Raw genomic sequence first — 12,606 nt, 5'->3', positions numbered from 1 at the left:
AAAAACCAACGCGTTAGCCCGTTGCGTATCGACATGCATCGGGGCCCCTTTGCGCTGCGTTTTTAGCTGGCGGTCTACGCAAGGCCTGCGTCACAAGCACGGGTCTTATTTTCGGTATCGGTAAGCAGTACTGGCCGGCATGTGATGTCGGTCGGTGTGTGGGAATACAAGGAGATTTACATGGCGACCGCAGCAGTGACGTACCTGCCACAACCTGCGAGCAAAATAGGGATAGACGGGGATGCGTTGCGCAAACCGCTGTCCGGTGTCGGTCAATATGTGTTCAATCTCTGCAAAGAGCTCGATCGCCTGCTGCCCAACGCGCTGTTTTTTGTGTACACCCGGCTTCCTGCGGACAAGGTGGCAGTGCCTTCCGAGCGCTGGGTGATTCGACAGGAAAGCCACCCGCTGGCGCGCAAGCTTCCTTCGTTTCTGTGGTTGAAAACGCGCGGTGCGCAAATGGCCCGCCGCGACAACCTCGACGTGTTCTGGGCCGGGCGCACCATTCACCCCGGCACCCACGTGGCACGCCGTACGGTGGTGACCGTGCACGACCTCAACCACCGCCTGGTGCCCAAGACCATGGAATGGGCCACGCGCCTGTCGCACATGCTCTGGTTCGACCGCGATGTGCGCAGCGCCGATGCGATTTTCACCAACTCGCAGGGCACTTCGGATCGTTTGTTGAAATGGGTAGGTCGCGCCGCTGACCTGGTGATTCACCCAGGCGTGCGGGCCGACTTCCACCCCATCAACGCCGCCGACCGCGAACACGCCCTCCCCGCGCTGCAAGCCTTGGGCATTGTTCCGCCTTACGTGCTGGCCGTCTCCACGCTGGAGCCGCGTAAGAACATCGGCATGTTGGTCGAAGCCTTCGTCAAGCTGAAACAGAGCGGCGCACTGGCAGAACACAAGTTGGTACTGGTCGGTGCCAAGGGCTGGCAGAACAAAGAACTTGCGCAAAAAATCGAGGATCACACCTCGCTTGGCATCGTACTTCCCGGCTACGTGCCGGACGAGTTGATGCCCGCTGTGTTTGCCCTGGCCGACGTGTTGGTCATGCCTTCGCTGTATGAAGGGTTCGGTATGCCGGTGCTCGAAGCGCGCGCCGTGGGTACGCCGGTCATCGTCTCCGATATTCCCGAACTCAAAGAGGCGGCCGACGGTCAAGGCGAAGTGGTCAATCCGGTGCTCGGCGAAATCGAAAAAGCACTGCTGGAAATGCCCCACGTGTCGGTCGAAGAACGACAGAGCGCCAACGGTGAAATTTTCACCTGGGCCAACTCGGCGCAACGGATGAGTGACTTCCTCACGGAGAAGAAAAACTGATCGCGTTTTTCCTTTTTTATCGAGCCTCAGGTCACCTCCCTTTGCAGAGCGATACACGTATATGGTGATTATTTTTTCCGGTCATTTGATCAACCTCGGCGATGCGCTGATTGCCCTGCGCGAAGCCAAACACTTTCAAAGCAAGGGCCACAAGGTTGTGGTTTGCCCATGGGAAGAAGCGCACGTTGAGCTGCGCGACGACTTTGCCAAGCTGGGCATCGACATCGTGCCCATCCGCAACCAACCGATCAAAGCGCTGCTGCTGTGCATGCGGGCGCACTTGATCTTCGGCGGCGGGCACATGGTGCGCGAGCAGGTGTCGACGTTCTGGCTGGGCTTCATCACGCTGGCGTTCTTCTTCAGTCGCCTGTTTGGTCACCGCGCGGTAATCGCGGGCGTCGGCGTCAGCAAGGTGCAGCACACGCTGCGGGCCAAGCTGTACCGCGCCATGCTGCGCCTGGCTACGGTGGCCTATGTGCGTGACCCGGTATCCGAACAGGTGCTGCGCGATCTGGCGCCAGCCAGCACGGGCAAAATTCACCTGGGCGGCGACATGGCCTTTATCGGCGGTCCGATTGAAAGCCTGCCCTCCACCGGCGTCTGCCTGGTCGCGCCGGCCGTGGATAAAAGCGAAAACCGGAGCGTCGATCACGACGAAATTCTGCAGGTGCTCAATACCTTGAAGCACCAGGGTCTGAAGCGCGTGACATTGGTGCCCCACGACATTCGTGACGACTTTGACCAGCAGGCCTGCCGTGAAATCAAGGCGTACCTGGACGGTAAAATTGATGTGCCCATCGACATTCTGCCGATCAGCGACCTGAGCGACGGATTGCTGCCCGCCTACCGCGAAGCCTCGTGGGTCATTACCGCGCGGCTGCACGGTTTGATCCTCGCCTCGCTCAATGGCGCCACGGTTTACTACACCGAAGCCTCGAGCAAGAAGCTGCAGTATTTCGCCGAGTTTTTTGGCTACACCTCGGCGCGCAAGGAAAACCTCACGGCGACTTCACGCGACGGTCTGGCGCAAATCACCAGCAACCTGTCGAACCGCGCCGAAAATTCAGTCGCAACGCTATAAAAGACTGAACCAGTTATGGCCTTTTCGCTCTCACACAACCTCGACCTTTCGCGCATTAAATGGGGCGTTCCAGTTTGATCTACGTAAATGCGCGATTCCTCACGCAAGCCATGACCGGCGTGCAACGGTATTCCCTGGAAGTCAGCTTGCAATTGCGCGAGCAGATGCCGGAAATCCGCTTCGTTGCACCCCGCAATATCGTTCAACACGAAGCCGCTCAAGCACTGGGCGTCGAGTTGGTCGGCAACCGCACCGGGCACGCCTGGGAGCAGCTCGACCTGCCGAAGTTTTTGCGCAGCCAGGGCTCGCCGCTGTTGGTCAATTTGGCCAACACCGCGCCCTTGCTGTACAGCAACAAACTCTCGACGTTGCATGACATCGCCTTCGAGCGCTTCCCGGAAAATTTCTCGTGGAAGTTCCGTACGGCGTATCAGCTGGCCACGCCACGCACCATCAGAACCTCGAAAAAGGTGCTGACGGTCAGCGAATTTTCCAAGCAGGAAATCTGCGCGGTCTACCACATCGCGCCCGAGCGTGTGGTGGTGGTGCCCAACGCCGTTTCCGGCGAATTCAGCCCGCAGCCGCACGACGTGGCCGAGCCGTATTTGCTGGCGGTGTCATCGCTCAATACGCAGAAGAATTTCCACGGTCTGGTCGATGCGTTCAGCTTGCTGAAACAGAGCAGCCATAAGCTCTACATCGTCGGTTCACTGAACAAGAATTTCGCCGACCCTGGGTTGGTGAAAAAGATCGAAACCGACAGCCGCATCAAGCTGCTCGGCCGCGTTACGGATGAGGAGCTGGTGCGCTTGTACAGCGGTGCAACTGCCTTTGTGTACCCCTCGTTCTATGAGGGCTTCGGCCTGCCACCGCTGGAAGCGCAAGCCTGCGACTGCCCAGTGATTGCGGCCAACGCCGCGAGCCTGCCGGAAGTGTGCGGCGACTCGGCGCTGTACTGCTCGCCTTATGACGTCAACGACATTGCCAAACAAATGGACGTGCTTATTTCCAGTCCGCAGCTGGCCCAGTCCCTTCGCGAGAAGGGCCGCGCCAATATCCAGCGCTACAGCTGGGCAGCCTCGGCCTCACGCCTTCTACAGGTGATACGGGAGTTCCAATGAAAGTCGCAATCATCCATTACTGGTGGCTCAGCAATCGTGGCGGCGAAGCCGTGTGTTCGGCACTCGTGGAGTTGTTCCCGCACGCCGACCTGTTTATCCATGTGTGCAACGAAGACGTGGTGCGCAAAGCCTTGCCCAGCACCTTCACCGGCACCATCAACACCACGTTTATTTCGCGCCTGCCCGGTGCGAAGAAGCACTACCAGAAATACCTGCCGTTTATGCCGATGGCCCTGGAGCAGCTCGACCTGTCGGCATACGACCTGATTCTGAGCAGTGAATCCGGCCCGGCCAAAGGCGTGGTCACGCGCCCTGACGCCGTGCACATCTGCTACTGCCATTCGCCGATGCGCTATGTGTGGGACATGTACCACGAGTACCTGTCGGGCGCCGGTCGTTTGATTCGTACGCTGTTCCCGTTCGTGTCGCACTGGTTGCGGGTGTGGGATCGCTTGTCGGCGGACCGCGTCGACCAGTTCATCGCCAACTCCAACTTTGTGGCCCAGCGCATTCGCAAGTTTTACCGCCGCGATGCCGAGGTCATTTACCCCCCGGTAAACACTACTGAATTCAGCCCGAACGAAACCCGTGGCGACTTCTATCTTTGCCTCGGCCAACTGGTTGCCTACAAGCGTGCCGACCTGGCCGTGGAAGCCTTCAACCAGCTCGGTTTGCCGTTGGTAGTGGTGGGCGAAGGTGAGCTGTTCGAGCGCCTGAAAACCATCGCCAAACCCAACGTGAAACTCATGGGCCGCCAGCCCTTCGCGGAAATCAAAGACCTGCTGCAACGCTGCCGCGGTCTGGTGTTCCCGGGCATGGAAGACTTCGGCATCGTGCCGGTGGAAGCCATGGCCGCCGGTGCCCCGGTTATCGCCTACGGTAAAGGTGGCGCCCTGGAAACGGTTATCCACGGCAAGACCGGCATTCTGTTCCCGGAGCAAACCGTCGAGTCTCTGATTCAAGCGATTCAGCAGGTAGAAAGCGGCGCGGTCACCTTCGACCCGGCGACCCTGCATGAACACGCGGCCACCTTCGACAAGAGCATTTTCAAGCAGCGCATCCAAGCGTTCGTCGATGACGCGTTGCTGGGCTCCGGCCCCGCCGTACAACGCACCCTTACCACCACTGCGCGTCCAGCCCTTACTGAATAAACGCAACAAGGAGGTCTACCATGCTTCTACCTATCATCATGGCTGGCGGTTCCGGCTCACGTCTGTGGCCACTGTCGCGCCAACTGAACCCCAAACAATTCCTGCAACTGGCCGACGCCCAGCTGTCGATGCTGCAAGCCACCATCTCGCGGCTCAAGGGTCTGGATATTGCCCTGCCCCGCTTGATCTGCAACGAGCAGCATCGCTTCCTCGCCGCTGAGCAACTGCGTCAGCTGGACATGGAAAAATCCAACATTCTGCTCGAACCGGTCGGCCGCAACACGGCGCCGGCCATTGCCCTGGCCGCCCTGCAAGCGGTGAGCGACGGTCAAGACCCGCTGCTGCTGGTATTGGCAGCTGATCACCTGATCAAAAACGTCGACGCCTTCCACGCCGCCGTGCGCACTGCCATGCCGCTGGCTGAAGCCGGCAAGTTGGTGACCTTCGGCATCGTGCCGGATCACCCGGAAACCGGTTACGGCTATATCGAGAAAGGCGCCGCCACCGGCGACGGCGGTTTTGCCGTCAGCCAGTTCGTGGAAAAACCTGACCTGGCTACCGCCACCGATTACCTCAAGAGCGGCGACTTCCTGTGGAACAGCGGCATGTTCCTGTTCCGCGCCAGCCGCTACCTGCAAGAGCTCGAGCGCTTCCAACCGGACATTCTCGAAGCCTGCAAAAAATCCCTGGCCGGCGGCCAGCTGGACCTGCACTTCACCCGCGTGGACGCAGCCGAATTCGCCCTGTGCCCCGATGACTCCATCGACTACGCGGTCATGGAAAAAACCGCCGACGCCGTGGTCGTGCCACTGGATGCAGGCTGGAGCGACATCGGTTCGTGGTCGGCGCTGTGGGATGTGAGCGAGAAAGACACACACGGCAACGTGCTCAAAGGCGACGTGCTGCACCACAACAGCACCAACACCTATGTGCACGCCAGCAGCCGTCTGGTGACGCTGGTGGGCGTGGAAGACCTGGTGATCGTCGAAACCAAAGACGCGATCATGGTGGCGCACAAAAACAACGTGCAAGACGTGAAGAAAATCGTTGAGCAGCTCAAAGAGAGCGGCCGCAACGAACACGTCAACCACCGCGAGGTTTATCGCCCGTGGGGTGTGTACGACTCCATCGACGACGGCCATCGCTACCAGGTCAAACGCATCACGGTTAAGCCAGGCGCCAAGCTCTCGGTGCAGATGCACCACCACCGCGCCGAGCACTGGATTGTGGTGAGCGGCACCGCCAAAGTTACCAATGGCGACACCACCTTCCTGGTCACTGAAAACCAGTCGACCTACATTCCGATTGGCCAGGTTCACGCCCTGGAGAACCCCGGTGTAATTCCCCTTGAACTGATCGAAGTGCAGTCCGGTCCGTATCTGGGCGAAGACGACATCGTGCGGTTCGAAGACAAATACGGTCGCGCCTGATCCCTTCAGGTTGCCCGTAGCCACGCCGGTGCCCTGCACCGGCGATGCGCCTCCCGCACGTTGCTTCCCGCATACATGAATTGAAGGATGGAACAGATGAACTGCGCCGTGATTTTTGGTGGCTCGGGTTTTATTGGCGTGTTCTTCGCCAAACAACTGCTTGCCAAAGGTGGTTACGACAAGGTCTACCTGTTCGACAAAGAGCAGGTCACCCAGAAGCCATTCCCCTACCGCGCTCGCCTGGTGCATGAAAGCCCGGAGATCGTTGAGATCAATGGCGACGTACGCCAGCCCGTCAGTTGGAAGCCGGAAGAAACCGTTGCCCTGATCGCCAACTTCGCCGCCGTGCACCGCGAGCCCGGCCACGAAGATTACGAGTACTACGAAACCAACCTGCTGGGCGCCGAAAACGTCACCGCCTGGGCCGAACAGGTCGGCTGCAACGACCTGATTTTCACCAGCTCGATTTCGCCGTACGGCCCAAGCGAAGACCAGAAAGACGAACGCACCCTGCCCGTTCCGGCCACTGCTTACGGCGGCTCGAAACTGGCCGCCGAGAAGATTCACCAGACCTGGCTGGCGGCCGACAAGGCCAACCGCCACCTGGTGATCGTGCGTCCGGGCGTGGTGTTTGGGCCGGGCGAAGGCGGCAACGTCTCGCGTCTGGTCAAGGCCGTGATCAAGCGTTACTTCTTTTACATGGGCAACCGCACCACGCGTAAAGCCGGCACCTATGTGAAAGAGCTGTGCGCCGCGATGCTCTGGGTACTGGAACGTCAGAAAGAACAAGGCGGGCATTTCTCGCTGTTCAACATGACCATGAACCCCGGCCCGTCGATTTCCGAATACGTGGAAACCGTGTGCAGCGTCGCCGCCATCGAACGCAAAGTGCCTGCCGTGCCCTACCCGCTGCTGCTGGGCGTGGCGTACAGCATCGACGCCATCGCGCGGCCGCTGGGCATCAAGCACCCGTTCAGCCCGGTACGCATCCGCAAGCTGGTGCGCTCCAACAACGTACTGCCGCATTTCCTTGTAGAAAACGGCTACCCCTACCAGTACAGCCTGGCCACCGCCTTCGCTGACTGGAAAACCAGCTGCCCGGATGAGTGGCGCTAACAACAGGCGGGATGCCCCATGAGCGAAACCATTCTGGTCACCGGCGGCGCCGGTTATATCGGCTCGCACACCACCTTGGCCCTGCTGGAAGCGGGGTATCAGGTGGTGGTGTTGGACAACCTGTGCAACAGCTCCCCGGAGTCGTTGCACCGGGTGGAAAAAATCTGCGGCAAGCAGGCCGAATTCATTCAAGGCGACATCCGTGATCGGGTGTTGCTGGATGAAGTGTTCGCCTCGCGCTCCATCAGCGCCGTGCTGCACTTCGCCGGCCTGAAAGCGGTCGGCGAAAGCGTGGCCAAGCCGTTGGACTACTACGAGAACAACGTCGCCGGCAGCGTCACGCTGTGTCAGGCCATGGCGGCGGCCGGCGTTTACCGGCTGGTGTTCAGCTCGTCCGCCACGGTGTACGGCGAACCGACGCAAATGCCGATTCGCGAAGACTTCCCCACCGGCGTACCGACCAACCCTTACGGGCGCTCGAAGCTGATGGTCGAAGAGCTGCTGCAAGACCTGGCCCGCTCCGAGCCGCGCTGGAGCATCGCCTTGCTGCGTTACTTCAACCCGGTGGGCGCTCACAGCAGCGGCCTGATCGGCGAAGACCCCAACGGCATTCCCAACAATTTGCTGCCGTACATCAGCCAGGTTGCCATCGGCAAACTCAAGCAGTTGTCGGTGTTTGGCAATGACTACCCCACCGTCGACGGCACCGGCGTGCGTGATTACATCCACGTCGAAGACCTCGCCGACGGGCACCTGAAGGCCTTGCAAACCATCGCTGGCGACAGCGGCGTGAAGGTCTGGAATCTGGGCACGGGCCAAGGCTACAGCGTGCTTGAAATGCTCAAGGCATTTGAAGCGGCTAGCGGCCAGGCGGTGCCTTACCAAATCGTGCCGCGTCGCCCTGGCGACATCGCCGAATGCTGGGCCGACCCCGCCAAAGCGGCCAGCGAGCTGGGCTGGAAAGCCGAGCGCGGCCTCGACCAGATGATGAGCGACACCTGGCGTTGGCAGTCTGCCAACCCACAGGGCTACGCCAAGTAATACGCCACACCGGAAATGTAGGAGCGGCTTCAGCCGCGATGCGCCTGATCGAAAAGCATCGCGACTGAAGCCGCTCCCACAAGGGTTTTGTGATCCTTCAGGAGCTTCTTATGATCCGTAAATGTCTATTTCCCGCCGCCGGTTACGGCACCCGTTTTCTTCCGGCCACCAAGGCCATGCCCAAAGAAATGCTGCCCATCGTCAACAAGCCGCTGATTCAATACGGCGTTGAGGAAGCCCGCGATGCGGGCCTGCAACACATGGCCATCGTCACCGGTCGCGGCAAGCGCTCGCTGGAAGACCATTTCGACATCAGCTACGAGCTGGAGCATCAGATTCGCGGCACCGACAAGGAACACTTCCTGGCCGGCACCCGCGAGCTGATCGATGGCTGCACCTTTTCCTATACCCGCCAAGTGGCCATGAATGGCCTGGGCCACGCGATTCTCTGTGGTCAGCCGCTGATTGGCGACGAGGCGTTTGCCGTGGTGCTGGCCGATGACCTGTGCATCAACCTCGACGGCGATGGCGTGCTCACGCAGATGATCAAGCTGTACAACCAGTTCCGCTGCTCCATCGTGGCGATTCAGGAAGTACCGGCCGACCAGACCCACAAGTACGGCGTCATTGCCGGCGAGCTGATCCGCGACGACCTCTACCGCGTGCACAGCATGGTGGAAAAACCCAAGCCCGAAGATGCGCCGTCAAACCTGGCAATCATCGGCCGCTACATTCTGACGCCGGACATTTTCGGCCTGATCGCCGACACCGAGCCGGGCAAGAACGGCGAAATCCAGATCACCGACGCCCTGCTGAAACAAGCCAAATCCGGTTGCGTGCTGGCGTACAAGTTCAAGGGCCAACGCTTCGACTGCGGCAGTGCTGAAGGCTACGTGGAAGCGACCAATTTCTGTTTTGAAGAGCTGTATCTCAAAGGCAAGTAGCACGAACAGGGCCGCGCCATAGGCGTGGCCCACAGCCTTTCGGGTGTCAGGTTTTAGGGACTCGCTCCCTTGCAGTTAACCGTCCCAACGCAGGCAAGCGCATGAGAAATTCCAATAATAAGTTCCGTAAGGACATAAACGGCCTGCGCGCGTGGGCCGTTGTAGCGGTAGTTTTATTCCACTTCGGCGTGACCGGTTTTTCCGGCGGTTTCGTGGGCGTGGACGTGTTTTTCGTGATCTCCGGCTTCCTGATGACGGGCATCATTCTTCGTGGTCTCGAGGCCAATTCGGCGGCCGCAGCGAGCGGCGTCGTTGACTCCCGACGCTTCTCCATCATCGCGTTCTACCTGTCGCGGGCGCGGCGCATTCTTCCCGCGCTGTTGGTGCTGTGTCTGGTGCTGATGGTGGTGGGCTGGTTCGTGCTGCCGGCGGTGGAATACAAGCAGCTGGGCAAACACGCCATCAGTGCGCTGGGCTTTTTGTCCAACGTCATGTTTTGGCGCGAAGACGGTTATTTCGACGCGGCCTCCCACGACAAGCTGTTGCTGCACACCTGGTCGCTGTCGGTGGAGTGGCAGTTCTACCTGATCCTGCCGGTTTTCATGGCCATCGTCTGGAAGCTGCGCCCCAGCCGTCGCGCTCAGGCCATCGCGTTGTCGGCCGTGCTGCTGCTGTCGCTGCTGCTGTGCATTGCCGCCACGCCAATCAAGACCACTGCCGCTTTCTATCTGCTGCCGACCCGCGCCTGGGAAATGCTTGCCGGTGGATTGGTGTACCTGCTCGCCCAACGCTTCACACTGTCGGCGGGCCGGCAACGCGGTGTAGAGCTGGCCGGTTTTGCCGTGCTGATTGCCGCCATTGTGGTGTTCGACAGCAACAGCCAATGGCCGGGCTGGCGCGCAACCATTCCGGTGTTCGCGACCATGCTCATTTTGTTTGCCGCGCGCCAGGACTCTATATGGACCGGCACTCGCGTCGCGCAGTGGCTGGGCGACAGCTCCTATTCCCTGTACCTGTGGCACTGGCCGCTGGTGGTGGGTCTGGTTTATCTGGAACTGCAGGATTCGCCGCTAGCGATTGTCGTTGGCTTGCTGCTGACGCTGGTGTTTGGCGGGTTGTCGTACCGGTTTATCGAGCGCCCGGCGCAGTTCAGCCTGAACGTGATGCGCCAGCGCATCGGTGCGCTGGTGATCATTGCCGTCACGCTACTGGTGATGGTGCCGGGCGGGGTAATTTTGCTGCAGCACGGCATTCCTGGCCGGCTGCCGGCGCAGGTCGATGCGCTGTTCGCCGAGTCGGACAACAAAAACCCGCGCCTGGGTGAGTGCATGCAGAACGAATTCAGCGCGGTGCCGGAATGCACTTACGGCGGCCCCAAGCTCGGCGCGATTGTGGTGGGTGACAGCCACGCCGGCGCCATGATCCGCGGCGTCGAGCGCGCGCTTCCCAGCCCTGACGAACATGTTCTCGACTGGACCATGAGCAACTGCCCGACCATCGCCAACATCAAAGCGGTCGGCCAGATCACCTACCGATGCGGCAGCTTCAACGCGCGCAAAAGTCAGGAAGTAAATGCAGCGCAAGCCCAGGTGCCGATGCTGATCATCAACCGCACCTCGTACTACTTGCTCGGCCCGAATGAGCCTGACCGCACCCGCGAAGTGCCGGTGCCGGAGCTGTATTTCGACAAACCGTTCCCCTCGCGCAGCCCTGAATACCTGCAGGCCATGCGCGAGGGCATCATCGACACCGCCTGCGCGTTCGCCAAGCAGCGGCCGGTGTACATGCTGCGACCGATTCCCGAGCTCAAGCGCGACGTGCCGAAAACCATGGGCCGCGCGGCCATGCGCGGCAAGCAAGAGCGGGTGTGGATTTCCATGGACGAATACCGCCAGCGCAACGCCTTCACCTGGGAAACCCAGGACCTGGCGGCGGCGCGTTGCGGCGTGAACATTCTCGATCCCCTGCCCTACCTGTGCCGCGACGGTAAGTGCTATGGCGATGCCGATGGGCACCCGCTGTATTTCGACGACGACCACCTCAGCGAGTACGGCAGCGACCGCTTGCGCCCATTGTTCCAACACATGTTTCTCACCACTGACGCCACGGCCCACAGCACGCCTCCCGTAGAGACCACACCATGATTTACTCCAGCCCCCGGCGCTTCTATTCCCTGGACTTCATTCGCGGCGTGGCAGCACTGGCCGTGGTGTTCTGGCACTGGCAGCATTTCTTCTTCCAGGGCAGCACCTTTGTGCCGTACGAGATGGAACAGCAACCGTTCTACAACGTGTTCTTCCTGTTCTACCAAACCGGCTGGCTGGCGGTGGACTTCTTCTTCTCGCTGTCGGGCTTCATTTTCTTCTGGCTGTACGCGCGGGAAATTGCCGAGCGAACGGTCGGCGGTTGGGAGTTTTTCGTGCTGCGGTTTTCGCGGCTTTATCCCCTGCACATCGCCACCTTCCTGTTTGTGCTGCTGGCCCAGCAGTGGGTGATGGCGCGCACCGGCGACTACTTTGTGGTGCCCTTCAACGACCTGTACCACGCCGTACTGAACCTGTTCATGGCCTCCAGCTGGGGCCTGGAAAAAGGCCCGTCCTTCAACGGCCCGATCTGGTCGGTGTCGGTTGAAGTGCTGATGTACCTGGTGTTCTTCGTTGTCTGCCTGATGTTCCGCCAACGCCTGTGGGCTCACGTGGCGATGCTGGCTTTGGGCGCCGTGGTGATGGTGGCGGAGCCCATTGTCGGGCGCGGTATTTTCTCGTTCTTCCTGGGCGGGCTGATTTTCCGGCTGTACCGCTACGTGTGCGAAGGCGGTTGGCTGCCGCGCGTGCTGCCGTGGGCCGTGGGCGCCAGTGCCGTGCTGTGGCTGGTGACCGTGGTGGAGGTGTATCACCCGTGGTTCTGGCCGCTGGTGCAGAACATTGCGCAAAGCGTGCTGCCAGAAAAATTCGCCGGCCTGCTCGACAAAGCCGTACACGGCGCCACCCGCGCCATTGTCGTGGCCGTGCTGTTTCCGCTGAGCATCTTTACCTTGGCGCTGATGGAAACCAAACGCGGCTACCTTGGCAAACGCCTGGCCATGGTCGGCAACCTCACCTACTCCTCGTACCTGCTGCATTTCCCGTTGCAGTTGGTGTTCTTCACCGTGCTGACCCAGAACGGCGTAAGCCCGACGTTCTTCTACGGCGAAATGTCGATGCTGGTGTTTTTCGCCGTGCTGATTCCGCTGTGCCTGCTCAGCTTCCGCTACTTTGAAACCCCCGCCCAACGCTTCCTGCGCAACGCCCTGCTGCGCTCTGCGGCGAAGACCGAGGCGAAAAAAGACAACCAAAAAAACAACAACCTCGCCGTCGCTTCCAGCGCGAACAGCGAACAACCGAGCTAGGAATT

The 12,606-nt window shown here is 60.3% G+C and carries 10 protein-coding genes; all 10 read left to right on the top strand.

Translation table 11 applies throughout. The features are described 5' to 3' along the window. Window positions 1–180 precede the first annotated feature (180 nt). Window positions 181–1,329: a glycosyltransferase family 4 protein gene (locus tag ACZZZU_RS20875; protein ID WP_163016499.1), complete on the top strand. Its 1,149-nt coding sequence runs from the start codon at window positions 181–183 to the stop codon at window positions 1,327–1,329. Between the two features lie 61 nt (window positions 1,330–1,390). Continuing rightward, window positions 1,391–2,410 (top strand): polysaccharide pyruvyl transferase family protein, encoded by a 1,020-nt coding sequence (locus tag ACZZZU_RS20870; RefSeq protein WP_463551706.1) that lies wholly within the window; start codon window positions 1,391–1,393, stop codon window positions 2,408–2,410. 59 nt (window positions 2,411–2,469) lie between these two features. After that, window positions 2,470–3,531, top strand: coding sequence for a glycosyltransferase family 4 protein (locus tag ACZZZU_RS20865; protein ID WP_463551705.1), 1,062 nt, complete (start codon window positions 2,470–2,472; stop codon window positions 3,529–3,531). After that, window positions 3,528–4,682, top strand: a complete 1,155-nt coding sequence (locus ACZZZU_RS20860; protein WP_463551704.1) for a glycosyltransferase — start codon at window positions 3,528–3,530, stop codon at window positions 4,680–4,682. The genes ACZZZU_RS20865 and ACZZZU_RS20860 overlap by 4 nt, the downstream gene beginning before the upstream one ends. Before the next feature lie 20 nt (window positions 4,683–4,702). After that, a complete protein-coding gene (locus ACZZZU_RS20855; RefSeq protein WP_122492597.1) occupies window positions 4,703–6,112 on the top strand; it encodes a mannose-1-phosphate guanylyltransferase/mannose-6-phosphate isomerase in 1,410 nt (469 codons plus the stop codon). A gap of 96 nt (window positions 6,113–6,208) precedes the next feature. Then, window positions 6,209–7,228: an NAD-dependent epimerase/dehydratase family protein gene (locus ACZZZU_RS20850; RefSeq protein WP_463551703.1), complete on the top strand. Its 1,020-nt coding sequence runs from the start codon at window positions 6,209–6,211 to the stop codon at window positions 7,226–7,228. Window positions 7,229–7,246: 18 nt separating this feature from the next. Continuing rightward, window positions 7,247–8,269 carry a UDP-glucose 4-epimerase GalE gene (galE, locus tag ACZZZU_RS20845; protein ID WP_122492599.1) on the top strand — a complete coding sequence of 341 codons (1,023 nt, stop codon included), beginning with the start codon at window positions 7,247–7,249 and terminating at the stop codon, window positions 8,267–8,269. Between the two features lie 110 nt (window positions 8,270–8,379). Then, window positions 8,380–9,213: a UTP--glucose-1-phosphate uridylyltransferase GalU gene (gene galU / locus ACZZZU_RS20840; RefSeq protein ID WP_463382013.1), complete on the top strand. Its 834-nt coding sequence runs from the start codon at window positions 8,380–8,382 to the stop codon at window positions 9,211–9,213. A gap of 101 nt (window positions 9,214–9,314) precedes the next feature. Beyond that, window positions 9,315–11,357: an acyltransferase family protein gene (locus tag ACZZZU_RS20835; protein ID WP_463382012.1), complete on the top strand. Its 2,043-nt coding sequence runs from the start codon at window positions 9,315–9,317 to the stop codon at window positions 11,355–11,357. Continuing rightward, entirely contained in the window at window positions 11,354–12,601 is a 1,248-nt protein-coding gene (locus ACZZZU_RS20830; RefSeq protein ID WP_463551702.1) for an acyltransferase family protein, read from the top strand. Before ACZZZU_RS20835 ends, ACZZZU_RS20830 begins: the two co-directional genes overlap by 4 nt. Window positions 12,602–12,606: the final 5 nt, after the last annotated feature.

It is taken from the genome of Pseudomonas sp. AC136 (assembly GCF_979258585.1).
Note: the sequence above shows the minus strand (reverse complement) of the source record. Positions and strands in the feature narration are given on the sequence as shown.